27 protein-coding genes are annotated in these 22,944 nt (G+C 74.7%); 21 read left to right on the top strand and 6 right to left on the bottom strand.

The annotated features are described in order from the left end of the window. Window positions 1–4: 4 nt before the first annotated feature. Complete coding sequence (gene leuD / locus GGQ55_RS03085) at window positions 5–604, top strand: 3-isopropylmalate dehydratase small subunit (protein WP_179715063.1); 600 nt, start codon at window positions 5–7, stop codon at window positions 602–604. 12 nt (window positions 605–616) lie between these two features. Here the strand turns inward: leuD and GGQ55_RS03080 are convergent, their stop codons facing one another. Genes GGQ55_RS03080 through cofC form a run of 3 tightly spaced genes read right to left on the bottom strand, consistent with a single transcriptional unit; the run spans window position 617 to window position 4,262 of the window. Then, window positions 617–1,531 (bottom strand): NUDIX hydrolase, encoded by a 915-nt coding sequence (locus GGQ55_RS03080; RefSeq protein WP_179715062.1) that lies wholly within the window; start codon window positions 1,529–1,531, stop codon window positions 617–619. Beyond that, window positions 1,515–3,602 (bottom strand): RNA degradosome polyphosphate kinase, encoded by a 2,088-nt coding sequence (locus GGQ55_RS03075; RefSeq protein WP_366488634.1) that lies wholly within the window; start codon window positions 3,600–3,602, stop codon window positions 1,515–1,517. The genes GGQ55_RS03080 and GGQ55_RS03075 overlap by 17 nt, the downstream gene beginning before the upstream one ends. A 42-nt stretch (window positions 3,603–3,644) precedes the next feature. Beyond that, window positions 3,645–4,262, bottom strand: a complete 618-nt coding sequence (cofC, locus tag GGQ55_RS03070; protein ID WP_366488632.1) for a 2-phospho-L-lactate guanylyltransferase — start codon at window positions 4,260–4,262, stop codon at window positions 3,645–3,647. A gap of 69 nt (window positions 4,263–4,331) precedes the next feature. Here cofC and GGQ55_RS03065 point away from each other — a divergent pair, with 69 nt between their 5' ends. The 6 genes from GGQ55_RS03065 to GGQ55_RS03040 all read left to right on the top strand — a co-directional run bounded on the left by GGQ55_RS03065 (window position 4,332) and on the right by GGQ55_RS03040 (window position 10,570). Then, window positions 4,332–5,765 carry a serine hydrolase domain-containing protein gene (locus GGQ55_RS03065; RefSeq protein WP_179715059.1) on the top strand — a complete coding sequence of 478 codons (1,434 nt, stop codon included), beginning with the start codon at window positions 4,332–4,334 and terminating at the stop codon, window positions 5,763–5,765. A 72-nt stretch (window positions 5,766–5,837) separates the two neighbouring features. Next, a complete protein-coding gene (locus GGQ55_RS03060; protein ID WP_366488630.1) occupies window positions 5,838–6,617 on the top strand; it encodes a lysophospholipid acyltransferase family protein in 780 nt (259 codons plus the stop codon). Next, window positions 6,614–7,609 carry an NAD(P)H-dependent glycerol-3-phosphate dehydrogenase gene (locus tag GGQ55_RS03055; RefSeq protein ID WP_179715057.1) on the top strand — a complete coding sequence of 332 codons (996 nt, stop codon included), beginning with the start codon at window positions 6,614–6,616 and terminating at the stop codon, window positions 7,607–7,609. The genes GGQ55_RS03060 and GGQ55_RS03055 overlap by 4 nt, the downstream gene beginning before the upstream one ends. Then, window positions 7,606–8,751 (top strand): cystathionine gamma-lyase, encoded by a 1,146-nt coding sequence (locus tag GGQ55_RS03050; RefSeq protein ID WP_179715056.1) that lies wholly within the window; start codon window positions 7,606–7,608, stop codon window positions 8,749–8,751. The genes GGQ55_RS03055 and GGQ55_RS03050 overlap by 4 nt, the downstream gene beginning before the upstream one ends. Before the next feature lie 11 nt (window positions 8,752–8,762). Beyond that, the gene (locus GGQ55_RS03045) at window positions 8,763–9,899 is read left to right on the top strand and encodes a D-alanine--D-alanine ligase family protein (protein WP_179715055.1); all 1,137 of its coding nucleotides are present in this window, start codon (window positions 8,763–8,765) and stop codon (window positions 9,897–9,899) included. Continuing rightward, entirely contained in the window at window positions 9,896–10,570 is a 675-nt protein-coding gene (locus GGQ55_RS03040; protein WP_179715054.1) for a hypothetical protein, read from the top strand. The genes GGQ55_RS03045 and GGQ55_RS03040 overlap by 4 nt, the downstream gene beginning before the upstream one ends. A gap of 6 nt (window positions 10,571–10,576) precedes the next feature. Here the strand turns inward: GGQ55_RS03040 and GGQ55_RS03035 are convergent, their stop codons facing one another. Together GGQ55_RS03035 and GGQ55_RS03030 are read right to left on the bottom strand one after the other, a co-directional pair. Further along, on the bottom strand, window positions 10,577–11,092 hold the full coding sequence (locus GGQ55_RS03035; RefSeq protein WP_366488627.1) for a DUF3515 domain-containing protein: 516 nt from the start codon (window positions 11,090–11,092) through the stop codon (window positions 10,577–10,579). A gap of 83 nt (window positions 11,093–11,175) precedes the next feature. Further along, on the bottom strand, window positions 11,176–11,409 hold the full coding sequence (locus GGQ55_RS03030; RefSeq protein WP_179715053.1) for an Lrp/AsnC ligand binding domain-containing protein: 234 nt from the start codon (window positions 11,407–11,409) through the stop codon (window positions 11,176–11,178). A gap of 113 nt (window positions 11,410–11,522) precedes the next feature. On the opposite strand from GGQ55_RS03030, the gene GGQ55_RS03025 reads away from it, so the two are divergent. From GGQ55_RS03025 to GGQ55_RS03015, 3 genes are read left to right on the top strand one after another with little or no spacing between them, the layout of a single operon-like run. Beyond that, window positions 11,523–12,563, top strand: coding sequence for a thiamine-phosphate kinase (locus GGQ55_RS03025; RefSeq protein ID WP_179715052.1), 1,041 nt, complete (start codon window positions 11,523–11,525; stop codon window positions 12,561–12,563). Then, window positions 12,547–13,077, top strand: coding sequence for a GNAT family N-acetyltransferase (locus GGQ55_RS03020; RefSeq protein ID WP_179715051.1), 531 nt, complete (start codon window positions 12,547–12,549; stop codon window positions 13,075–13,077). The genes GGQ55_RS03025 and GGQ55_RS03020 overlap by 17 nt, the downstream gene beginning before the upstream one ends. Further along, window positions 13,065–13,694 carry a cytidylate kinase-like family protein gene (locus GGQ55_RS03015; protein WP_179715050.1) on the top strand — a complete coding sequence of 210 codons (630 nt, stop codon included), beginning with the start codon at window positions 13,065–13,067 and terminating at the stop codon, window positions 13,692–13,694. The genes GGQ55_RS03020 and GGQ55_RS03015 overlap by 13 nt, the downstream gene beginning before the upstream one ends. Window positions 13,695–13,788: 94 nt before the next feature. Here the strand turns inward: GGQ55_RS03015 and rpmB are convergent, their stop codons facing one another. Beyond that, the gene (gene rpmB, locus GGQ55_RS03010) at window positions 13,789–13,971 is read right to left on the bottom strand and encodes a 50S ribosomal protein L28 (protein ID WP_436277817.1); all 183 of its coding nucleotides are present in this window, start codon (window positions 13,969–13,971) and stop codon (window positions 13,789–13,791) included. Window positions 13,972–14,143: 172 nt separating this feature from the next. Between rpmB and GGQ55_RS03005 the strand changes: the two genes are divergently transcribed. The 11 genes from GGQ55_RS03005 (at window position 14,144) to GGQ55_RS02955 (ending at window position 22,864) form a co-directional block, all read left to right on the top strand. Beyond that, window positions 14,144–15,742 (top strand): DAK2 domain-containing protein, encoded by a 1,599-nt coding sequence (locus GGQ55_RS03005; RefSeq protein ID WP_179715049.1) that lies wholly within the window; start codon window positions 14,144–14,146, stop codon window positions 15,740–15,742. Next, window positions 15,739–17,937: an ATP-dependent DNA helicase RecG gene (recG, locus tag GGQ55_RS03000; RefSeq protein WP_366488625.1), complete on the top strand. Its 2,199-nt coding sequence runs from the start codon at window positions 15,739–15,741 to the stop codon at window positions 17,935–17,937. Before GGQ55_RS03005 ends, recG begins: the two co-directional genes overlap by 4 nt. Further along, window positions 17,934–18,488, top strand: a complete 555-nt coding sequence (rsmD, locus tag GGQ55_RS02995) for a 16S rRNA (guanine(966)-N(2))-methyltransferase RsmD (protein ID WP_179715048.1) — start codon at window positions 17,934–17,936, stop codon at window positions 18,486–18,488. Before recG ends, rsmD begins: the two co-directional genes overlap by 4 nt. Then, complete coding sequence (coaD, locus tag GGQ55_RS02990; RefSeq protein ID WP_179715047.1) at window positions 18,485–18,979, top strand: pantetheine-phosphate adenylyltransferase; 495 nt, start codon at window positions 18,485–18,487, stop codon at window positions 18,977–18,979. The genes rsmD and coaD overlap by 4 nt, the downstream gene beginning before the upstream one ends. Next, a complete protein-coding gene (locus GGQ55_RS02985; RefSeq protein WP_179715046.1) occupies window positions 18,976–19,677 on the top strand; it encodes an ATP synthase subunit B family protein in 702 nt (233 codons plus the stop codon). The genes coaD and GGQ55_RS02985 overlap by 4 nt, the downstream gene beginning before the upstream one ends. 114 nt (window positions 19,678–19,791) lie before the next feature. After that, window positions 19,792–20,409 (top strand): YceD family protein, encoded by a 618-nt coding sequence (locus GGQ55_RS02980; protein ID WP_179715045.1) that lies wholly within the window; start codon window positions 19,792–19,794, stop codon window positions 20,407–20,409. Window position 20,410: 1 nt separating this feature from the next. Next, window positions 20,411–20,590, top strand: a complete 180-nt coding sequence (rpmF, locus tag GGQ55_RS02975) for a 50S ribosomal protein L32 (RefSeq protein ID WP_179715044.1) — start codon at window positions 20,411–20,413, stop codon at window positions 20,588–20,590. Window positions 20,591–20,609: 19 nt separating this feature from the next. Then, the gene (gene rnc / locus GGQ55_RS02970; protein WP_179715043.1) at window positions 20,610–21,377 is read left to right on the top strand and encodes a ribonuclease III; all 768 of its coding nucleotides are present in this window, start codon (window positions 20,610–20,612) and stop codon (window positions 21,375–21,377) included. 4 nt (window positions 21,378–21,381) lie between these two features. Beyond that, window positions 21,382–22,251: a bifunctional DNA-formamidopyrimidine glycosylase/DNA-(apurinic or apyrimidinic site) lyase gene (mutM, locus tag GGQ55_RS02965; protein ID WP_179715042.1), complete on the top strand. Its 870-nt coding sequence runs from the start codon at window positions 21,382–21,384 to the stop codon at window positions 22,249–22,251. Next, entirely contained in the window at window positions 22,248–22,523 is a 276-nt protein-coding gene (locus GGQ55_RS02960; RefSeq protein ID WP_366488622.1) for an acylphosphatase, read from the top strand. The genes mutM and GGQ55_RS02960 overlap by 4 nt, the downstream gene beginning before the upstream one ends. Before the next feature lie 149 nt (window positions 22,524–22,672). Further along, window positions 22,673–22,864 (top strand): hypothetical protein, encoded by a 192-nt coding sequence (locus GGQ55_RS02955; RefSeq protein WP_179715041.1) that lies wholly within the window; start codon window positions 22,673–22,675, stop codon window positions 22,862–22,864. The last annotated feature ends 80 nt before the right edge of the window (window positions 22,865–22,944 follow it).

Below are 22,944 nucleotides of genomic sequence, written 5' to 3'. Positions count from 1 at the left end.
CACCATGGACGCCTTCACCACCCACACCGGCACGGCGGCCCCGCTGCGCCGCAGCAACGTCGACACCGACCAGATCATCCCGGCCGAGTACCTCAAGCGGATCACCCGCACCGGCTTCGAGGACGGCCTGTTCAGCGCCTGGCGGACCAACGAGCCGGAGTTCGTGCTCAACCTGCCGCAGTACGCCGACGCCTCGATCCTGGTCGCCGGGCCGGACTTCGGCACCGGCTCGTCCCGCGAGCACGCCGTCTGGGCGCTGCTGGACGGCGGCTTCCGGGTCGTCATCAGCTCGCGGTTCGGCGACATCTTCCGCAACAACTCGACCAAGGCCGGGCTGCTCACCGTCCTGCTGCCGCAGGAGGACGTCGAGGCGCTCTGGAAGGCCATCGAGGAGGACCCGTCGCTGCAGGTGACGGTCGACCTCGAGGCCAAGGAGATCCGCTACGGCGCGGTGACCCTGACCTTCGAGGTCGAGGACTACACCCGCTGGCGGCTGCTCGAGGGCCTGGACGACGTCGGCCTCACCGAGCGGCACCTCGAGGACATCGAGGCCTACGAGGCGCAGCGCCCCTCCTGGAAGCCCCAGGCCCAGCCCGCCCGCTGAGGACGGGCCGGCTCAGGACGGCGCGTTGAAGTCGCGGTAGTAGTCCGCGGACAGCGCGCCGGGCCGGCCGCCGAGCGCCCAGGTGCTGCCCTTGGCCGACGGCGGGTAGAGCCGCCCGGTCATGCCCTCCCAGCGCACCCCGAGGGCCATGAGCACCGACGGGATCGCGCCGCCCTGGCTGCACACGACGGTGACGCCCGGCCGGTCGCGCGGCTCCAGCAGCCGCTCCACCAGCGCCAGCCCGGCCTGGGGGTCCTCGTGGAACTCCTCCTCGCCGAGCTCCGGGCTGGGCAGCACCGGCAGGCCCAGGCGCTCGGCCAGCGGCTGCACCGTCTCCCGGCAGCGGGTCCGCTCGGCCGACAGCACCGTCGTCGGCGCGAACAGCGACAGCGCCTCGGCCAGCCGCGCGGCCTGCCGGTGACCCTTGGCGTCGAGGGGGCGCAGCTCGTCGGGACCGTCCCACTCCGACCGGACGCCGGCGCTGCCGTGCCGAACCAGCAGCAGGGTGGGGGCTCGCGGGACGTCGTCCCGGGCGAGGTCGGCCAGCACCGCGCGGTCGTGGTCGTGGGTGACCTGCGCGGTCGCCTCCGGCAGCGGCAGCCAGCGCAGCTCGTCGACCTCGGAGTTCGGCTCGAACTCGCCGCCGATCGCCTGCTGCAGCCAGTAGTCGACCTGCTTGTCGCCCTCCTCGACGGCGTACCGGGTGCGGAGGCTGCGCCGGCCCACGACCACGGTCAGGCCGGTCTCCTCGTCGACCTCGCGGACGGCCGCCTGCACCGCGTGCTCGCCCTGGTCGAGCTTGCCCTTGGGCAGCGACCAGTCGTCGTACTTCGGCCGGTGCACCACCACGGTCTCCAGCGACCCGTCGGCGGAGGTCCGCCAGACCGCACCGCCCGCGGCGAGCACCGGCTCAGCCGGCCTGCTCACCGGCCTGGTGGATCAGCTCGGCCTGGTAGTCGCACTCGCCGCTGCGGGTCCACTCGCCGTCCGGACCGAGGGTCCAGCAGCGCACCTCCGGGGCCATCGCGCGGTCGAGCGTCGCGCCCAGCTCCTCCCGGGCGCGCTCGTCGCAGACCTTGAGCAGCACCTCGACGCGCCGGTCGAGGTTGCGGTGCATCAGGTCGGAGCTGCCGATCCAGAACTCCGGGTCGCCGCCGTTGGTGAACGACATCACCCGCGAGTGCTCGAGGAACCGGCCGACGATCGACCGGACCTCGATGTTCTCCGACAGGCCCGCCACCCCCGGCCGCAGCGCGCAGATGCCGCGGATGAGCAGCTCGACCGGGACGCCGGCGATCGACGCCTCGTAGAGCGCGTCGATGATCTGCTCGTCGACCAGCGAGTTGACCTTGAACCGGATCCCGGCCGGCCGGCCCTCCGCCGCGTGCCGCATCTCCCGCCGGATCTTGTCCAGCAGCCCGTTGCGCACGCCGTGCGGCGCCACCATGAGCGTGCGGTAGGCCGTCTGCCGCGAGTAGCCGGTGAGGGTGTTGAACAGGTCGGTCAGGTCGGCGCCGACCCGCGGGTCGGCGGTCAGGATGCCGAGGTCCTCGTAGATCCGCGCCGTCTTCGGGTTGTAGTTGCCGGTGCCGATGTGGCAGTAGCGCCGGATCACGCCGCCCTCGCGGCGGACGACCAGCGCGGTCTTGCAGTGCGTCTTCAGCCCGACCAGGCCGTAGACGACGTGGCAGCCCGCCTTCTCCAGCTCACGGGCCCAGCTGATGTTGGCCTCCTCGTCGAAGCGCGCCTTGATCTCGACGAGGACGACGACCTGCTTGCCGGCCTCCGCGGCGTCGACCAGCGCGTTGACGATCGGGGAGTCACCGGACGTCCGGTACAGCGTCTGCTTGATCGCCAGCACGTTCGGGTCGGCGGCGGCCTGCTCGATGAACCGCTGCACGCTGGTCGCGAACGACTGGTACGGGTGGTGGACCAGGACGTCGCCCTCGCGCAGCATCGCGAACACGCTCTGCGGCGTCTCGCCCTCGCTCAGCCGCGGGTGGGTGGCCGGCACGAACGGCTCGTCCTTGAGCTCCGGCCGGTCGAGGTCGTACAGCTGCCACAGCGAGGCCAGGTCGAGCAGACCCGGGACGACGACGACGTCCTGGGTGCCGATCTCCAGCTCCGACAGCAGCAGCTCGAGGATCTGCGGGTCCATCGCGTCGGTGACCTCGAGCCGCACCGCCGGGCCGAAGCGCCGCCGGGCGAGCTCGCGCTCGAGGGCCTGCAGGAGGTCCTCGTCGCGGTCCTCCTCGACCTCCAGGTCGGCGTTGCGGGTGACCCGGAACAGGTGGTGGGCGACCACCTCCAGGCCCGGGAACAGCTGCGGGAGGTGCGCGGCGATGAGGTCCTCGAGCGGCAGGAACGTCGCGCTGGTGTCGGCCTGCCCCACGGGCACGAACCGCGGCACGTTGTTGGGCACCTTGACCCGCGCGAAGTGCGAGGTGCCGGTGTCGGTGTCGCGCACCGAGACGGCGAGGTTGAGCGAGAGCCCGCTGATGTAGGGAAACGGGTGCGCGGGGTCGACGGCCAGCGGGGTCAGCACGGGGAAGACCTGGTCGCGGAAGTACTCCCGCAGCCGCGTCGCGTCGGTGTCGCCGATCTCGGCCCAGTGGACGATCCGGATGCCGGACTCCTCCAGCAGCGGCGTGACGTCCTTGAGGAACACGTTCGCGTGCCGGTGCACGAGGTCCTGCGTGCGCTCGGTGACCCGGGTCAGCTGCTCGCGGATGGTCAGCCCGTCGGGGGAGCGCACGGTCAGGCCGGTGCTGTGCCGACGCTTGAGCCCTGCGATGCGGACCATGAAGAACTCGTCGAGGTTGCTGGCGAAGATCGCGAGGAACTTCACCCGTTCCAGCAGCGGCAGGGCGTCGTCCTCGGCCAGTTCGAGGACGCGCGCGTTGAAGTCCAGCCAGGAAAGCTCACGGTTGAGGAAGCGGTCGGCCGGCAGCGTCTGCTCCGCTGGTGCCGTCCTGGTCGATGCCGACTGAGGGGCCACGACGTCATCGTGCCGCACCGAGGTGAACGACGGGAGCGCCTCCTACCGGCAGCCGCTGGCGACGCCGAGACGGGCGGCGACCCCGGCGGTCGCCGGGCCGACCCCCAGGGCCAGCGCGGTGCGCATCGCGGCCTCCGTGTCGACGTCGGTGGCCAGCCCCGGCCAGGCGCCCTCGAGCAGGACGGCGCCGCTCGCCCGGTGCGCGGCCGCCGACCCCTGGCCGAACCGGGGGTCCAGCGGGACACCGACGGCGGTCAGCAGCGTGGTCCCGGTGCCCTCGGCGTCGGCGACGAAGCAGCGCGGCGCCGCCCCGGCCGCGTCCAGCGCCGCGGCGAGCTCCTCGGGGCGCAGCGAGGGGAGGTCGGAGGAGAGCGCTGCCACCGCCGTGGCGCCGGTGCTGAGCGCGCCGTGCACGAGCGCGGGGTTGAGCCCCTCGTCGGGCTCGTCGGCGACCGTGCCGGCGCCCAGCGCCCGGACCGTCTCGGCCGCGGCCGGGTCGTCCGTCACGACGAGCACCCGCTCCACCCGGGGGCAGTCCAGCGCCGCGGCCACCGTGTCGGCCAGCAGGGCCAGGACGACGTCGGCGTGCCCGACCCGGGCGCCGTCGGTGAGCGGGCGCAGCCGCGTCTTGGCCAGCGCGAGCCGCTTCGCCGGGACCACGACCGACCACCGTTGCACCCGCCCAGCCCACCACACCGGCGTCCGGGCGGGGTGTGGTGGTCTGGTGCCATGAGCCGCACCGTTGCCGAGACCGCCGACGTGGCGGCCGAGCTCGCGCCCTACCTCGAGTCCTGGCTGGACCTCCAGCGGCGCCGGGCCAGGGTCCCCGGCGTCCAGGCGGCGATCCGGGTGGGGGACCGGCTGGTGCTCGACACGGCGGTCGGCGTCGCCGACGAGAGCACCGGCGAGCCGCTCACCACGGGCCACCTGTTCCGGATCGCCTCGCACTCCAAGACGTTCACCGCCACGGCCGTGCTGCAGCTGGTCGAGGCGGGCCGGATGCGGCTGGACGACCCGATCGTGCGGTGGGTGCCGGCCCTGGCCGGCTCGGCGCTCGCGGAGGTGACCGTCCGCGAGCTGCTCGGTCACCAGGGCGGCGTCATCCGCGACGGCCGCGACTGCGACCACTGGCAGCTGCTGCACCCGTTCCCGGACGCCGACCGGCTGACCGAGATCGCCACCGCCGAGGGCGCGGTGCTCGGCCGCAACGAGCACTTCAAGTACTCCAACATCGGCTACTCGCTGCTCGGCCTGGCCATCGAGGCCGTCACCGGCACCGGCTACGCCGCCGCCGTGCAGGCGGCGGTGATCGACCGGCTCGGGCTGGCCGACACCTCGCCCGAGTGGGACCCGGCCCGCGCCGGCGACTACGCGGCCGGGCACAGCGCCCTGCTCGACGGCGAGGACGAGCGGCTGTCCATCCCGCACGTCGACACCCGGGCGATGGCGGCCGCGACCGGCTTCTCCTCGACGGCGCGGGATCTCACCACCTACGGCGCGGCGCACTTCACGGGCGACGAGACCCTGCTCACCGACGCGAGCAAGCGGCTGATGCGCCGCCGTGAGTCCGAGATCCGGGCGCACGGGGGCGAGCCGGAGTACTACGGCCTCGGCCTCGACCTGCGCACGGAGGGCGAGCGCGAGCTGATCGGGCACGGCGGCGGCTACCCGGGGCACATCACGCGCACCTGGATCGACCCGGCCGGCCAGGTCGTCGTCAGCGTGCTGACCAACGCCATCGACGGGCCGGCCGCGGGGCTGGCCCGCGGCCTGCTCCGGCTGCTGGACCTGGCGCTCGCCGCCCCGGAGGACGCCGACCGGCCGCCGGCCGAGCAGCTGCGGCGCTACACCGGCCGGTTCGCCGACCTGTGGAGCACGACCGACGTCGCGCTGCTCGGCGGGCGGCTGGTGCTGCTGCACCCCAACGCGCCGGACCCGGTGGAGCAGTACAGCGAGCTGACCGTGGTCGACCCCGACACCCTGCGGCTGGAGACGGTGCCCGGCTTCGGCAGTCCGGGGGAGACGGTGGGTTACGAGTGGGCCGACGACGGCGGGGTGCGCCGGATCCGGGTCGGCGGCGGGTCGGCCTGGCCGATCGCGGACTTCCGAGCCCGGCGCGCCGCGCAGGTGGCGGCGATGACCGCTCCCGGCGGCGTGTCGTAGGGACCCCACCTGCGGTGCCGGGCCCCGTCAGGGGCGATCATGGTCGCAGATCACACTCGAGGAGGGGAGCCGGTGGCGAAGACGACGCGACCGCCGAAGTGGCGCACCCGCAGACCCATCCCGATCGGGATGGCGATCTGCATCGCGACCATCTACCCGCTCGCCTCCCTGGTCTTCCGGCTGCGCTACCGGCACGGGGACCGCATCCCGCCGACCGGCCCGGTGCTCCTGGTGGCCAACCACGTGTCGGTGCTCGACCCGATCGCCTGCGCGCGGCTGGTGTTCGACAACGGCCGGATCCCGCACTTCCTGGCCAAGGAGTCGCTGTTCAAGGGCTTCGCCGGCTGGGTCCTGCGGCATGCCGGGCAGATCCCGGTCGCCCGGTTCACCGCCGAGGCCCGCGGTTCGGTCTCCGCCGCGCAGCAGGACCTCGCCGAGGGCAACGTCATCGTGATCTACCCCGAGGGGTCGGTGACCCGCGATCCGGACTGGTGGCCGATGGAGTCGCGCACCGGCGTCGCCCGGCTGGCGCTGACCACCGACGCCGTCGTCGTCCCGGTCGCCCAGTGGGGGCCGCAGCTCCTGCACGACTACCACACCAAGAAGTGGCACCTGCGCCTGCGCTCGCCGGCGGACTACCTGGTCGGCGACCCGGTGGACCTCTCGGCGCTGCGCGCCGAGGTCGCGGCGGGGCGGGCGCTCACCCCCGACCTGCTGCGCCGGACGACCGACCTGATCATGAGCCGGGTGCGCGAGCAGCTGGGCGAGCTGCGCGGCCAGACCCCGCCCGACAGCTTCTACTCCCGCCCCCGGCGCGAGCAGCCCGGGGACGTCTCGGGGAGCGCGGCGTGACGCGGGCGGCGGTGCTCAGCGCCGGGTCGTGGGGGACGACGTTCGCCAAGGTCCTGGCGGACGCCGGCTGCGACGTCGCGCTGTTCGCGCGCCGGCCCGAGCTGGCCAAGGCGATCACCGAGGACGGCGAGAACAAGGACTACCTGCCCGGCATCCGGCTGCCCGCCGCGATCCGGACGACCGCCGATCCGGCCGAGGCGCTGGTCGACGCCGACATCGTGGTGCTGTCGATCCCGTCCCAGTCGCTGCGGGACAACCTGGCCGAGTGGGCGCCGCTGCTGCCGCCGGAGGCCAGCCTGCTCTCGCTCATGAAGGGCATCGAGCTCGGCAGCACCAAGCGGATGAGCGAGGTGATCTGCGAGGTCACCGGCGCCGGGCCCGATCGTGTGGCCGCGCTGTCCGGCCCGAACCTCGCCCGGGAGATCGCCGAGGAGCAGCCGGCGGCCACGGTCATCGCCTGCCCCGACACCGACCGGGCCGAGGCGCTGCAGGCGGCCTGCCACACGGTCTACTTCCGGCCGTACACCAACCCCGACCTGGTCGGCTGCGAGCTCGGCGGCGCGGTGAAGAACGTCATCGCCCTGGCCGCGGGCGTCGCCGAGGGCCTGGGCTTCGGTGACAACACCCGGGCGTCGCTGATCACGCGCGGCCTCGCCGAGACCGCCCGGCTGGGGCTGGCGCTCGGCGCCGAGCTGACCACGTTCGCCGGGCTGGCCGGCCTGGGCGACCTGGTCGCCACGTGCAGCTCACCGCTGTCGCGCAACCGCACCTTCGGCGAGAAGCTGGGCCGGGGCATGACGGTCGAGCAGGTGCAGGAGAGCACCAAGCAGACCGCCGAGGGCGTCAAGAGCTGCCGCTCGGTGCTCGACCTGGCCCGCGCCCACGGCGTCGACGTCCCGATCACCGAGGCGGTGGTCCGGGTCTGCCACGAGGGCGAGTCACCGAAGAACCTGGTGCGGGAGATCATGAGCCGGGAGGCCAAGCCCGAGTGAGTCCGGAGTACGGGGACGGCACGCGGTCGGTCCGCGCGGGGGAGGACGCCGCCGTCCCGGGAGCTCCGCTGCGCCCGTCCCCGGTGTTCGCCGCGCCGTTCCACCTCGGCGACGTCCCTCCGGGAACCGGCGGTGCCGACGGCTACGCCCGCACCGGGCAGCCGACGCTGCGGGTGTTCGAGGCCGCCGTCGGCGAGCTGGACGGCGGCCGCTGCCTGTCGTTCGCCACCGGCATGGCGGCGGTCAGCGCCGCGCTGCTGGCCTGCGCCGGCGCCGGCGACCGGGTCGTGCTGCCGTCCGACGGCTACTACGCGACGCGGGCCCTGGCCGCCGACGAGCTCAGCCGCTTCGGCATGCGCGTCGACCTCGTCTCCACGCCCGAGATCGGCGAGGTGGCCGCCCGCGGCGACCTGGAGGGCGCGCGGTTCGTGCTGCTGGAGACGCCGAGCAACCCGCAGCTCGACGTCTGCGACATCGCCGCCGTCGCCGCGGCGACGAGGGCGGCCGGCGCGGTGCTCGCCGTCGACAACACCACCGCGACCCCGCTCGGCCAGAAGCCGCTGGCGCTCGGCGCCGACCTGACCATCGGCAGCGACACCAAGGCGCTGACCGGGCACAGCGACCTGCTGCTCGGCCACGTCAGCACCACCGACGACGAGCTGCACGCCCGGATGAAGAGCTGGCGCGACCACACCGGCGCCACGCCCGGGCCGTTCGAGGCGTGGCTGGGGCACCGGTCGATGAGCACGCTGGACCTGCGGCTGGCCCGGCAGGCGGCGACCGCCGCGGCCGTCGCCGAGCTGCTGGCCGGCGCGCCGGCGGTGAGCGAGGTCCGCTGGCCGTGGCTGCCCGGGGACCCGTCGGCGGCGCTGGCCGCCCGCCAGATGCTGCGCCCCAACGGCGTGGTGTCGGCGACCTTCGCGTCGGAGGAGGCGGTGGCCCGGCTGGCGGCCGCGAGCCGGCTCTGGACGGCGGCGACGTCCTTCGGCGGGGTGCACAGCACCCTGGACCGGCGCGCCCAGTGGGGCGGCGACGCCGTCCCTCCCGGCTTCGTGCGCTTCTCCTGCGGGATCGAGGACACCGCCGACCTGGTGGCCGATCTGTCCGCCGCGCTGGAGGGGCTGCAGCCGGCGCTCGGCTAGGGTCGGGCGCGATGAGCAGCAAGGCAGACAAGGTGCGCGTGGCGGTCGTCTTCGGCGGCCGCAGCGCGGAACACGCGATCTCGTGCGTCTCCGCGGGGAGCGTGATCGCGGCGCTGGACCCCGAGCGCTACGACGTCGTCCGCGTCGGGATCGCCACCGACGGTCGGTGGGTGCTCGCCGACCCCGACCAGCGCCTCGCGATCACCGAGGGCGAGCTGCCGGAGGTCAGCGGCGGGACGGCGGTGTCGCTCGTCGGCGACCCGGCCGGTCGCGGTCTCGCCGTCCTCGAGCCCGGGTCGGCGATCGGGCCGGCGCTGACCGAGGTCGACGTCGTCTTCCCGGTGCTGCACGGCGCCTACGGCGAGGACGGCACCATCCAGGGCCTGCTGGAGATGGCCGGCGTCCCGTACGTCGGCTCCGGGGTGTTCGCCAGCGCGGCGTCGATGGACAAGGAGTTCACCAAGAAGCTCCTCGAGGCCAACGGGCTGCCGCAGGGCGACCACGTCGTCCTGCGGGACGCCGACGGCGCGGTCTGCGCCGACCCGAAGCTGCTCGACGACGCCGCCCGCGAGCGGCTCGGGCTGCCGGTGTTCGTCAAGCCCTCCCGCGCGGGCTCCAGCATCGGCATCACCAAGGTGACCGACTGGGCCGACTTCCCCGAGGCCGTGGCGACGGCCGCCGCGGTCGACGAGAAGGTGATCGTCGAGGCCTCCGTGCCGGGCCGCGAGATCGAGTGCGGCGTGCTCGCCGGCCGGGACGGCGGCGCCCCCGAGGCCAGCGTGCCCGCCGAGATCAAGCTGCGGCCGGGCACCGACTGGTACGACTTCGCCGCCAAGTACCTCGACGACGCCGTCGACTTCGACGTGCCGGCCGACCTGACCCCCGAGCAGACCCGGGCCGTGCAGCAGCAGGCGCGCCGGGCGTTCCTCGCGCTGGACTGCCGCGGGCTGGCCCGGGTCGACTTCTTCCTCGGCACCGCCCCCGACGGTTCCGACCGGCTGGTGATCAACGAGGTGAACACCATGCCGGGCTTCACGCCGATCTCGATGTTCCCGCGCATGTGGGCGGCCACGGGCGTGACCTACCCCGAGCTGGTCGACCGGCTGGTCGCCACCGCTGTGCGCGAGGGCGCCCGGGCACCTCGGTGAACCGGGGCCGGCTGTCCCCGCGACCGGGTGCGGCCGGCCGCGTGGTGGCCGGCGCCCTGCTGTGCGCCGTCCCCCTGCTGACCGGGTGCACCGGCCGGACGGTCGCCGGGGTGGCGTCGGCCGCACCCGGCGGGGCGGTCCCGTCGAGCCCCGAGGAGCTGGAGCGGTTGATCATCCGCGCGGTGCCGTCGGGGCTGTCACGGGTGCCGGACGACGCCCTGTCGCCACCGGCGGGGGAGAAGTGGGTGGGCGACGTCGCCGCGTACGCCCCCGATCCCGACCACGAGCGCGGGGTGCTCGACGGCTACGGGTTCCGCTTCGGCTGGGAGCGGTTCTGGGGTGCCGGGGACGGCTCCGGCCCGGTGACCAGCGTGTTCGTCTACCAGTTCGCCGAGCGGGCAGGAGCGAGCGCCTACGCCGAGGACCTCGCCGGCAACGACGCGGAGTCCTACCGCGGGATGCTCAGCGAGGACCCCGACGAGCTGCCCGGGGGGTGTCAGCTGGTGACCGTCGACGAGCCCGAGGGGCTGCCGGGGCCGGCCGCCTCTGCCTGGTGCGGCCACGGCGTCTTCAGCGTGGCGGTCACGTCGGTCGCCGACTCGCCGTCGCACGCCCGGCGCGAGGTGGCCGAGGCGCTGCGGCAGCAGCTGGCGCTGCTGCCACCGGGGTGAGCCCGGTCAGCCGCCGGGCTGGGGCTGCTGGGCGGGCAGCACCTTCGCGATGACGTCGGACAGCTCGGTGGCCGACGCGCTGTCCAGCGAGCTCGGGATGGACAGCTGGACGTAGACCGGGCGGTCGACGGCGGTCCAGACGACGGTGTCCGGGTCGGAGTCGTCGACGTACCACTGGACGGCGTCGATCTGGATCAGCCCCGACGTGGCCACGAACCCGGCCGGGCGGTCGACGCCGCAGATCAGCACGACCGGCGGGTCCCCCCAGGCGTAGGCGAACGGCGAGGACGACTTCACCGCGCGGGACTTCTCGCCGGCCAGCTCCAGCGGCAGCGCGCTCATCAGCGCCGGGCAGGCGGCGTCGGCCTCGGCGGTCACCGGCGGGACGTCGACCGCCAGCGGGGGCAGGTCCTCCCGCTCCGGGCTGGGCGTGCCGCTGATGTCGGCGACGGTGCCCCTGCCGCCGTCGCTGCCGCCGCCGACCACGCGCACGAGCACCACGACGCCGGCGACGACGACCACCAGCGCGATCGTCAGGATCAGCGCGATCCGCCGGAACGGGTCGCGGTGGGGTGCCTGGGGCGGCGGCTGCTCGGTCAGGGCGCTCAGAGGTTGACGACGGGGCAGGTCAGCGTGCGGGTGATCCCGTCGACGGACTGCACGCGGGCGACCACGAGGCGGCCGAGCTCGTCGACGGTCTCGGCCTCGGCGCGGACGATGACGTCGTAGGGCCCGGTCACGTCCTCGGCCTTGGTCACGCCGTCGATCTCGCTGATCGTCGAGGCGACCTGCGCGGCCTTGCCGACTTCGGTCTGGATGAGGATGTAGGCGTGGACCACGGAAGACCCTTCCTGGGGCAGCGCTGCCATGGAGCGGTGCGAGCGAGCGTTCGTGCGGCACCGGCGACCTGCCGGCCGCTGCGCCACCTTACGGGAGCGACGGGGGTCACCTCGTGAGTCGACCCCGTCCGCTGGTCCCCCGGGGGAATTCGGCCGACAGCGTCCGGGTCGTCGGCGAGTTCGGCGTGATCTCCCGGGTGGTCGCCCGGGCGGGTACCGCGGCGGCCGCCGAGGTCGGGCCCGGTGACGACGCCGCCGTCCTGCGCACGCCCGACGGCCGGGTCGTGGCGACCACCGACGTGCTGGTCGAGGGGCGGCACTTCCGCCGTGACTGGTCCTCGGCCGAGGACATCGGGCACAAGGCGGCCGCGGCGAACCTGGCCGACGTCGCGGCGATGGGCGGGGTGGCGACGGCGCTGCTGGTCGGGCTGGCCTGCCCGGCGGACACCCCTACCAGCTGGCTGGAGGGCGTCGCGGCGGGGCTGGCCGCCGAGTGCGCGCCGCTGGGGGCGGCCGTGGTCGGCGGCGACACGGTGGCCGCGGCGCCGGACAGCGAGGCCGTCGTCCTGTCGGTGACCGCGCTGGGCGATCTGGCCGGCCGCGCCCCGGTGCTGCGCTCCGGCGCCCGGCCCGGCGACGTCGTGGCCCTCGCCGGCCGGCTGGGCTGGTCGGCGTGCGGGCTGGCCGCCCTGCGCCGCGGGTTCAAGAGCCCCGCGGCGGCGGTCGGCGCGCACCGCCGTCCGCACCCGCCGTACGCGGCCGGCCCGGCCGCCGCGGCCGCCGGCGCCACGGCGATGTGCGACGTCAGCGACGGGCTGCTGGCCGACGTCGGGCACCTGGCGCTGGCCAGCGGCGCCGTGTTCGACCTCGACCGGGCCGCGCTGGTGCGCGCCTGCCTGGAGCCGCCCGGCCCGCTGCAGCAGGTCGCGGCCGCGCTGGGCGCCGACCCGATGGCGTGGGTGCTCACCGGGGGCGAGGACCACGCGCTGGTCGCCGCCTTCCCGGCCGGGACGGCGCTGCCCGACGGGTGGGTCGAGGTCGGGGCCGTCCGGGACGCTGATGAGAATGGCGCCGTGCTGGTGAGCGGTGAGCCCGCGGCTGCGGCCGTGCGGGCGGTCGGAGCGGAGGCGCCGGGGCATGTCCACTTCGGCTGAGGCCGGGCTGCGCGACGGCCGCGTCGTGCGGCTGACCCCGGCTCCGTACGACGACCCGGTGGCGCGCGGGCTGGTCGCCCGCGTGCAGGCCGAGTACACCGAGCGCTACGGCGGCCCGGACGCGGCCGTCGTCGACCCGGCGGAGTTCCTGCCACCGGTCGGGCTCTTCCTGGTCGCCGAGGTGGACGGCGTCCCGGCCGGCTGCGGCGCGTGGCGGGTGCACGAGCCGGGGGTGGTGGAGATCAAGCGGATGTACGTGGAGCCCGCGCTCCGCCGACTGGGCCTGGCGCAGGTGCTGCTCGACGCGCTGGAGCTCACCGCGGCCCGGGCGGGGCACCGCGCCGTCGTCCTCAACTCCGGGTACCGCCAGCCGGAGGCGCTGGCCCTCTACGAGCGTGCGGGCTACGGGCCGGTTCCTGGGTATGGCGTCTACGCCGACGCGCCGGGCGCGGTCTTCCTCGGCAAGGAACTGCCGCTCGAGCTGCCCGAGGAGGTGCCGTCGTGGGCATCGTGACGATCTCCGCGTCGTACGGGGCCGGGGGTGCCGAGGTGGCGCCCGCCGTCGCCGAGCGGCTCGGCCTGACCTTCCACGACCGGGCGATCCCCGCGCGGGTCGCCGGCCGGCTCGGGGTGCCGGTCGCCGAGGCCGAGGCCAATGACGAGACGGTGGTGCGCGGGCTGTGGCGGCTGGTGGCCTCGCTGGGCACCATGCCGGACCCGGTCGGAGGGGTGATGCCCACCTCGGCGCTGCCCGACGAGCGGGCCTACCGGCAGCAGACGGAGCGGATCCTCGCCGAGGTGGCCGACACCGGCGGGGGAGTGGTGCTCGGCCGGGCGGCGGCGCTCGTGCTGCGCGAGCGGCCCGACGCGCTGCACGTGCGCCTCGACGGGCCGGCCGAGCGCCGGCTGGCCGCCGCGGTGGCCCGCTCCGGCCGGCCCGTGGAGGACGTCCGCGGCGACCTCGAGGCCAACGACCGCACGCGCGAGGCCTACGTGCGGCACTTCTACCGCTGCAACCCGGCCTCGGCGCGGCACTACCACCTCGTGATCGACAGCACGACCCTCGCGCTGGACACCGTGGTCGACCTCATCGTGCTCGCCGCCCGCGACCGCGGCATCGGCGCGCACTGACCCGGCAGAAGTCGCGACTTCTGCCCCGGAGCGAACGCGAAGAACCCCGGAGGTCGAGGACCTCCGGGGTTCAGACGGCGCGTGCCGCTCGGTGCTAGGCGCGGACGACCTTGCCCGCGCGGATGCACGAGGTGCAGGCGTTGATGCGCTTGCGGTTGCCGGGGGCGACGAGCGCCCGCACGGACTGGATGTTCGGGTTCCAACGGCGCGGCGTGCGGCGGTGCGAGTGCGACACCGACATACCGAAACCGGGCCCCTTGCCACAGACGTCGCACACGGCAGCCACGGTGGATCACTCCCAGAAAAGTCGTTTGCAGATCGGCGGTGCGACATCTCGCCCGCGCAGAAGTCCGTCGAGGAGTCTAACCGTTCTTCGCCGAGGACGTCGCCGCACCCCCAGAACCCGCGGGATCCTCGGCGATGTCGGCCCGCGTGGGTACCCTCCGGCCGTGCTGGAGGCGCTGGACGACGCCGCGGCCGGCCGGTGGTGCCGCGCCGCGTGCACCGCCCTGTCCGAGGCCAGGGCCCGGCTCGACGACCTCAACGTCTTCCCGGTGCCCGACGGCGACACCGGCACCAACCTGCTGCTCACCGCCCAGGCCGCGCTGGCCGCGCTCGACGAGGCCGCGGAGAGCCCGGAGTCCGCCTGGACCGTGCTCGCCCGGGGCGCGGTGCTCGGCGCCCGCGGCAATTCCGGCACCATCCTCGCCCAGCTGTTCCGCGGCCTGGCCGACCAGCTCGCCGGCCAGGAGCCGGCCGACGGCCCCACGTTCGCCCTGGCGATGCAGAAGGCGGCCGAGAGCGCCTACACGGCGGTGGCCGATCCCGAGGAGGGGACCTTCCTCACCGTCGCCCGCGGCGGAGCCCGCGCGGCGGGCGAGGCCGTCGACGAGGGCCGCACCGAGCTCGCCGCCGTCGTCCGGGCCGCCGCCGACGGCGCCCGCGCGGCGCTGGACACCACCACCGAGCAGCTCGCCGCGCTGCGCGACGCCGGGGTGGTCGACGCCGGCGGCGCCGGCTTCTGCCTGGTGCTCGACGCGCTCGTCACCACGGTCACCGGCGTCGAGCCGGCCCGCCCGCCGCTGGCCCGCCGCACCCGCCGTCCCGCGCACGACGACGCGCCGCACCAGCCGCCCGCCGGCCCCGGCAGCGAGGTGCAGTACCTGCTGGCCGACACCGACGAGGAGGCGGTCACCCGGCTGCACGAGCGGCTGGCCGCCCTCGGCGACAGCCTCGTCATCGTGGGCGTCGACACCGCCGAGGGCCGCGCCTGGAACGTGCACGTGCACGTCTCCGACATCGGTGCCGCGATCGAGGCGGGCATCGAGGCCGGCCGGCCGTACCGGATCTCGGTCACCCCGCTCGCGCCGATCCGCCCGCCGGCCCCGGTGCCCGGCACCCGCGCGGTGGTCGCCGTCGTCAACGGCGACGGGCTCGCCGAGCTGTTCACCGGGGAGGGGGTCCGGGTGGTCACCTGCGGCCCCGACGGGGTCAGGGAGGACGACGTCCTGGCCGAGATCCTCGCCTGCACCGCCGCGGACGTCGTCGTCCTGCCCAACGACGCCGACCTGACCGCGCTCGCCTCCCGCGCCGCCGCCCGCGCCCGCGAGGAGGGCCGCGACGTCTCCGTCGTCCCCACCCGCTCGCCGGTGCAGGGGCTGGCCGCGGTCGCCGTGGCCGACCCCGGACGCCGGTTCGGCGACGACGTCATCGCCATGGCCGAGGCCGCGGCGGCCACCCGCTGGGCCGAGGTGACCCTCGCCGACCAGGAGGCGCTCACCTCCGCCGGGCTCTGCCGGCCCGGCGACGCGCTGGGGTCGGCCGAGGGCGACGTCGTGGTCGTCGGCCCGAACCTGCCGGAGGTGGCCTGCGAGCTGCTCGACCGGCTGCTCGGCGCGGGTGGCGAGCTGGCCACGCTGGTCGTCGGTCCCGATCCGGTTCTCGGCGACGCGGTGTGCGCGCACCTCGCCGCCGTCCACCCGACGGTCGAGGTGGCCCGCTACGACGGCGGCCCGGCCGGTGTTCTCCTGCTGGTGGGAGTCGAGTGACGACCCGCATCACGATGGACACGCCGCTGGACCGCGTCCTCGGCGCGAAGACCGGCGCGGCCGTGGAGGAGTCGCTGGGGCTGCGCACGGTGCGCGACCTGCTGCGGCACTACCCGCGCCGCTATGCGCGGCGCGGCGAGATGGCGAAGCTGGGCGAGCTGCAGGTCGGCGACCGGGTCACCGTGCTGGCCAAGGTCAATACGGTGAACACCCGCAGGATGCGCAACCGCCCCGGCACGATGACCGAGGTGACCGTCACCGACGGCGCGAACTCGATGCAGCTCGTCTTCTTCAACCAGAGGCACAACAAGCTCAAGCCGGGCGACGAGGGCCTGTTCGCCGGCACGGTCGGCCAGTACAAGAACGCCAAGCAGTTCGCCCACCCCGACTTCCACCTGCTCACCGGGGACGACGACGAGGACTGGGCGCGGGCGCTCATCCCGATCTACCCGGCGACCAAGGACGTCTCCAGCTGGGTCCTGCAGCGCTCGATCAAGCTGCTGGTCCACGGGCCGGCCGCCCCGCAGGGCCTGATCGTCGACCCGATGCCGGCGGAGCTGCGCGCCCGGCACGGGCTGATGCCGCTCGACGAGGCGATCCGCACCATCCACCGGCCCGACTCCATGGACGACGTCGAGCGCGCCGCGCACCGGCTGAAGTGGGACGAGGCGCTGGTCCTGCAGCTCACCCTCGGGGCCCGACGGCGCGCCGCCGCCCTGGAACCGGGCGTCGCCCGCCCGCGCAAGACCGGCGGACTGCTCGACGCGGTCGACGCCGCGCTGCCGTTCACGCTCACCGAGGGCCAGCAGGCGGTGGGGGAGGAGCTGGCCGCCGAGCTGTCCGACCAGGAGCCGATGCACCGGCTGCTGCAGGGCGAGGTGGGTGCCGGCAAGACGGTCGTCGCGCTGCGGGCCATGGCCCAGGTCGTCGACGCCGGTGGGCAGGCCGCGCTGCTGGCGCCCACCGAGGTGCTCGCCGCCCAGCACTTCCGGGGCATCTCCGCCCTGCTCGGCCCGCTCGGCCGGGCCGGGGAGCTCGACGGCGACCCCGACGGCACCCGCGTCGTCCTGATGACCGGCTCGCAGAAGGCGGCCGCCCGCCGCGAGGCCCGGGCCGCGGCCGCCGACGGCAGCGCGGGCATCGTCATCGGCACGCACGCCCTGCTGCAGGAGGGCGTCGAGTTCGCCGACCTCGGGCTGGTCGTCGTCGACGAGCAGCACCGCTTCGGGGTCGAGCAGCGCGACGCCTTGCGAGCCAAGGGCAACCGGCCGCCGCACGTGCTGGTCATGACCGCCACGCCGATCCCGCGCACGGTCGCGATGACGGTCTACGGCGACCTGGAGACCTCGGTGCTGCGGCAGGTGCCCAGCGGCCGCGGCGGGGTGGCCTCCTCCGTCGTCCCGGCCGCGGAGAAGCCGAACTGGCTGGACCGGGCGTGGGTGCGGCTGCGCGAGGAGGTCGCCGCCGGCCGGCAGGCCTACGTCGTGTGCCCGCGGATCGGCGAGGACGGCGCCGATCCGGACGAGCCCGAGAGCGGGGACGGCGCGCCGAGCGGGGACGAGGGAGCGGGGGAGGACCGCCGTCCGCCGAAGGCCGTCCTCGAGGTCGCCGACGAGCTGGCGGGCGGACCGCTCGCCGGGCTGCGGCTCGACGTCCTGCACGGCCGGCTCGCCCCGGAGGAGAAGGACGCCCGCATGCGCGCGTTCGCCGCCGGTGAGATCGACGTGCTCGTCGCGACGACGGTGGTCGAGGTCGGCGTCGACGTGCCCAACGCCACGGTGATGGTGGTCATGGACGCCGACCGGTTCGGCGTCAGCCAGCTGCACCAGCTGCGCGGCCGGGTCGCCCGCGGCAAGCACCAGGGTCTCTGCCTGCTGGTCACCGAGGCGCCGACGGAGTCCTCGACCGGGTACCGGCTGGCCGCGGTCGCGGGCACCTCCGACGGCTTCGAGCTGGCCCGCCTCGACCTGGAGACCCGCCGCGAGGGCGACATCCTCGGCGCCGCGCAGTCCGGCAGCCGGTCGGGGGTCAAGCTGCTCTCGCTGCTCGAGGACGAGGAGCTCATCGCCGCCGCCCGGGCCGAGGCCCAGGTGCTGCTCGAGTCCGACCGCGGTCTCGCCGACCACCCCGGGCTCGCGGCCGAGGTCGCGGCGCTGGCCACCGACGAGCGCGCGGAGTGGCTGGAGAAGGCATGACGCGGCTGATCGCCGGGGCCGCGGGGGGCCGGCGGCTCAAGGTCCCGGCGTCGGGGGTGCGGCCCACCGGCGACCGCGCCCGCGAGGGGCTGTTCAACTCGCTCGGCTCGCTGCTCGACCTCGACGGCGCCCGGGTGCTCGACCTCTACGCGGGATCCGGTGCCCTCGGCCTCGAGGCGCTGTCGCGGGGCGCGGCCGAGGTGGTCTTCGTCGAGTCCGGGCAGCGGGTGCTGCCGGTGCTGCGGGCCAACCTGGCGGCGGTCGGGCTGCCCGGCGGGCGGGTGATCGCCGGCTCGGTGCCCGCGGTGGTGGCCGGCCCCGCACCGGCGCGCTTCGACCTCGTCCTCGCCGACCCGCCGTACGCCACCGGCGTCGAGGAGGTGCTCGGGGTGCTGCGGGCGCTGGTCGCGGGTAGGTGGCTGGCCGACGACGCCGTCGTCGTGGTCGAACGGTCGAGCCGCGAGGAGCCCTGGGAATGGCCGACACCCCTGGCCGGACTGCGCGACCGCCGCTATGGAGAGGCGTTGCTCCGGTACGGTCGCCTGTCGTGAGACGTGCCGTCTGCCCCGGTTCGTTCGACCCGGTCACCAACGGACACGTCGACGTCATCAACCGGGCTGCCGCCCTGTACGACGAACTCGTCGTCGCGGTCCTGGTCAACCCCGGCAAGGCCGGCCTGTTCACCGTGGACGAGCGCATGGAGCTGCTGCGCGAGGCGGTGGCCCACCTGCCCAACGTCACCGTCGACAGCTTCCAGGGCCTGCTCGTCGACTACTGCCGCAGCCACGACATCCCGGTGATCGTGAAGGGGCTGCGCGCGGTCAGCGACTTCGAGTACGAGCTGCAGATGGCGCAGATGAACCGCGAGCTGGCCGGCGTCGAGACGCTGTTCGTGCCGACCGCGCCGCAGGTCGGCCACCTCTCCTCGAGCCTGGTCAAGCAGATCGCCCAGTTCGGCGGCGACGTCTCGCACCTGGTGCCCAAGGCGGTGCACGAGCGGCTGCTCGCGCACCGGGAGCAGGCCGGGGGCGCGGGAGCATGACGCGGAGCCACTCCTCCGAGGTCGTCTACCGGCTCTACGAGACCGTCGACGAGCTCACGACGGTCATCGAGAACGCCCGCAGCGTGCCGATGTCCGGCTCCTGCATGGTGCCCCGCGACCACCTGCTCGACCTGCTCGACGACCTGCGCGAGTCGCTGCCGAACGAGGTGCAGCGGGCCGGGCGGATCGTCGAGCAGCGCACCGAGATCCTCGAGCAGGCGCAGGCCGAGGCCGAGCGGCTGACCGAGGAGACCCGGGCCGAGAGCGAGGAGCTCATGGCCTCGGCCCGCCGCACCCGCGACGAGGTGCTGGGCATGGCCCGCCGCTCGCGCGACGAGCTGGTCGCGCAGGCGCAGGGCGAGGCCGAGGAGCTGCTCGCGCAGGCCGACGCGGAGGCCGAGCAGATCGTCGCCCAGGCCCGGGCCGCCGCCGAGGCGCTGCTGGCCGAGGCCCGCGAGCAGCAGGCCGAGGCGCTGGCCGCCGCCCAGGCCGAGCACGAGCGGCTGGTCACCGAGACCGAGGTCTACCGGACCGCCGTCGCCCGCTCCGACGAGCTCGGCGCGCAGACCGTCGCCGACGTCACGCGCATGCGGGCGGAGGTCGACGAGTACGTCGACACGCGGCTGGCCGACTTCGGGACGACGCTGGAGCGGATGCTGCGGTCGGTGGAGGCAGCCCGCGGGAGCCTGCGCGGCTGACGGACCGTTCCCGGGATCGGGTAGTCTCGTTGACCGGTCCCGGAGCCGGCGCACGTGCGCCCGGCCGGCCGAGCCCCTGATCCCGACCCTTTCGTTCCCGAGCTGAGTACCGACATGCCTGCCCCAGTCCCGCACCGCACCAGCGCCCCGTCGTCCGACGCGCGGCGCTCGTCGGGCAACCCCTGGGTCGTCGAGCTGCGGGAACTGGGCCGCCGTGCCGGGTCCATGCAGCCGTTCGAGAAGACGCTGCCGGCCCCCGAGGGCTGGCGGGTCGAGCTCATCGGCGTCCCGGTCGGCGCGGAGGTCGAGCTGCGGCTGCGGCTGGAGTCGGTCATGGAGGGCGTGCTGGTCTCCGGCGAGGTCGACGTCCCGGTGGTCGGCTCGTGCGCCCGGTGCCTGGAGCCGGTCGAGGACACCCTCGAACTGGACGTGCAGGAGCTGTTCGCCTACGAGGGCAGCACCACCGAGGAGACCAGCGAGGAGGACGAGGTCCGCCTGGTCGAGCACGACCGCATCGACCTCGAGCCGATGATCCGCGACCTCGTCGTCCTGAGCCTGCCGCTCTCGCCGGTGTGCTCGGACGACTGCCAGGGCCTGTGCGTCGACTGCGGCCAGCGCCTCGACGACCTGCCGCCCGACCACTCCCACGAACTGCTCGACCCCCGCTGGGCCGGACTCGCCGGCCGATTCGCTTCGTCGCCCGACGGTGACGAGAACACAGAGGAGAACTGACGTGGCCGTTCCGAAGCGGAAGATGTCCCGCTCCAACACCCGCGCCCGCCGGTCGCAGTGGAAGGCGTCGGCGCCGTCGCTGACCCCGTGCCCGAACCGCGCCTGCGGTCAGCTCAAGCCGCCGCACCAGGCCTGCCCGAACTGCGGCCAGTACGCCGGCCGTCAGGTCCTGTCGGTCTGATCCGCTGACCGCGCCCGCCGTGGGAACCTTCGCCGCCCCGGGACCTCTCGAGGGTCCGGACGACGGCACGTCCCCGGCCGGGCCGGAGCACGCCTCCACCGCGGCCGCCTGGCTGCACGACGCCCTCGGTGTCGTGCTGCCCGGCGGCCTGCTGGCGTTGGCGCTGACCCACCGTTCCTACGCCTACGAGAACGGCGGGCTGCCCACCAACGAGCGCCTGGAGTTCCTCGGCGACTCGGTGCTCGGCCTCGTCGTCACCGACGAGCTCTACCGCAGCCAGCCCGACCTGCCCGAGGGGCAGCTGGCCAAGCTGCGCGCCTCGGTGGTCAACATGACCTCGCTGGCCCGCGTCGCCCGCGGGCTGGGGGACGGCGGCATCGGCCCGCACCTGCTGCTCGGCCGCGGTGAGGAGACCACCGGAGGCCGCGAGAAGGACTCGATCCTGGCCGACGCGCTCGAGGCGCTGCTGGGCGCCATCCACCTCGGCCGGGGGCTGGACACCGCCGCGGCGATCGTGCACCGATTGTTCGACCCGCTGCTGGTGCAGGCCTCGACGCGCGGCGCCGGCCTGGACTGGAAGACCAGCCTGCAGGAGCTCGCCGCCGGCCGTGGGCTCGGGCCGCCGAGCTACTCGGTGCAGGACGACGGCCCCGACCACGCCAAGACCTTCACCGCCGCCGTGCTGCTGGCCGGCACCGTGTACGGCAAGGGCACCGGCCGCACCAAGAAGGCCGCCGAGCAGGAGGCCGCCGAGGCCGCGTGGCGGGCCCTCTCCGCGGAGAGCTGACACCGTGCCCGAACTCCCCGAGGTCGAGGTCGTCCGGCGCGGGCTGGACCAGTGGGTCGCCGGCCGCACCGTCGCCGCCGTCGAGGTGCGCCACCCGCGCGCCGTGCGCCGGCACCTGGAGGGCACCGAGCACTTCGTGCAGGCGCTGACCGGACGCACGTTCACCGCGGCGCACCGCCGCGGCAAGTACCTGTGGCTGCCGATGGCCGAGGCCGACGGCACGCCCAGCGACCGCGCGCTGGTCGGGCACCTCGGGATGAGCGGCCAGCTGCTGGTGGAGAAGCCGTCGCAGCCCGACGAGACCCATCTGCGCGCCCGGTTCACCTTCACCGACGGGGGCCGCGAGCTGCGCTTCGTCGACCAGCGCACCTTCGGCGGCCTGGCGGTGGAGGAGTCGACCGGGGACGGCATCCCGCCGCGGCTGGCGCACATCGCGATCGACCCCCTCGACCCGTCGTTCGACGCCGACGCGTTCAGCGCGGCGCTGCGCCGCCGGCACACCGAGGTCAAGCGCGCGCTGCTGGACCAGACGCTGATCGGCGGCGTCGGCAACATCTACGCCGACGAGGCGCTGTGGCGCGCGCAGCTGCACGGCGCCCGGCCCACCGCGAAGCTGACCCGCGCGCAGGTGTCCGCGCTGCTCGAGGGGGTCCGCGACGTGCTCGGCGAGGCACTGGCGCAGGGCGGCACCTCGTTCGACTCGCTCTACGTCGACGTCAACGGGCAGAGCGGCTACTTCTCGCGGTTCCTCGCCGTCTACGGCCAGGCCGACCGCCCCTGCCCCCGCTGCGGGACGCCGATCCGCCGGGAGTCGTTCATGAACCGCTCCAGCTACAGCTGCCCGCGCTGCCAGCCGCGGCCGAGGACTCGGTGAACGAGCAGGTCAGGACGGTGGCCGTGGTGTCCGGGCACGTCCAGGGCGTGGGCTACCGCTACTTCGTCCGCGGCGTCGCCGGCGACGCCGGAGTGGCCGGCTCGGCCCGCAACCTGCCCGACGGCCGGGTCGAGGTGGTGCTCGAGGGCGGGGCCGACGCCGTGCGCTCGGTCGTCGCCGAGCTGGACGGATCGCGGGCTCCCGGGCGCGTGACGAGGGTCGACGTCCGTGCCGAGGCGGTGCAGGGGAGCCACGGGTTCACCGTGCTGTGACAAATGCGACACCACCCCGACACGGTGAGTAGGCATTCTGGGCGTTGACCTGCGTGTCTTGGCCTGTCACCCTTGATGGCACCATTCCCGCGCCGACCGCTTCCCCGGGGCGCCGGGTTTCCTCACTTTGTCGAAAGGCCGCCGAAGTCATGGCCAAGGCCCTGTTCGGTCACGTCGTCGCACCCGCGGAGCTCCGAGTAGCCGAGGAGAACGCCGCCCTCCGGGCGAAGGTGCGTCGGCTGGAGCAGGAAGTCGCTCAGCTGCGCGCCGAGCGCGACGCGCACATCGCCTCCGAGTTGATGAAGATGGCCGGCGAGACCGCCGAGCCCGTGCTGGCCTGAACTCCTCCGTCACAGCCGCACCACGCCGCCCTCGGGTCGCTCTGACCTGGGCCGGTTACAGCAACAGCGACTAGACTGCA

It is taken from the genome of Petropleomorpha daqingensis (assembly GCF_013408985.1).
Taxonomy (GTDB): Bacteria; Actinomycetota; Actinomycetes; order Mycobacteriales; family Geodermatophilaceae; genus Petropleomorpha; species Petropleomorpha daqingensis.
Note: the sequence above shows the minus strand (reverse complement) of the source record. Positions and strands in the feature narration are given on the sequence as shown.

Excerpts from the sequence above, each read along its gene's own strand:
- rsmD (WP_179715048.1), top strand. The coding sequence starts at position 17,934 with ATGACGCGGCTGATCGCCGGGGCCGCGGGGGGCCGGCGGCTCAAGGTC.
- GGQ55_RS02955 (WP_179715041.1), top strand. The coding sequence starts at position 22,673 with ATGGCCAAGGCCCTGTTCGGTCACGTCGTCGCACCCGCGGAGCTCCGA.
- GGQ55_RS03045 (WP_179715055.1), top strand. The coding sequence starts at position 8,763 with ATGAGCAGCAAGGCAGACAAGGTGCGCGTGGCGGTCGTCTTCGGCGGC.
- leuD (WP_179715063.1), top strand. The coding sequence starts at position 5 with ATGGACGCCTTCACCACCCACACCGGCACGGCGGCCCCGCTGCGCCGC.
- GGQ55_RS03065 (WP_179715059.1), top strand. The coding sequence starts at position 4,332 with ATGAGCCGCACCGTTGCCGAGACCGCCGACGTGGCGGCCGAGCTCGCG.
- GGQ55_RS03020 (WP_179715051.1), top strand. The coding sequence starts at position 12,547 with ATGTCCACTTCGGCTGAGGCCGGGCTGCGCGACGGCCGCGTCGTGCGG.
- GGQ55_RS02985 (WP_179715046.1), top strand. The coding sequence starts at position 18,976 with ATGACGCGGAGCCACTCCTCCGAGGTCGTCTACCGGCTCTACGAGACC.
- GGQ55_RS02980 (WP_179715045.1), top strand. The coding sequence starts at position 19,792 with ATGCCTGCCCCAGTCCCGCACCGCACCAGCGCCCCGTCGTCCGACGCG.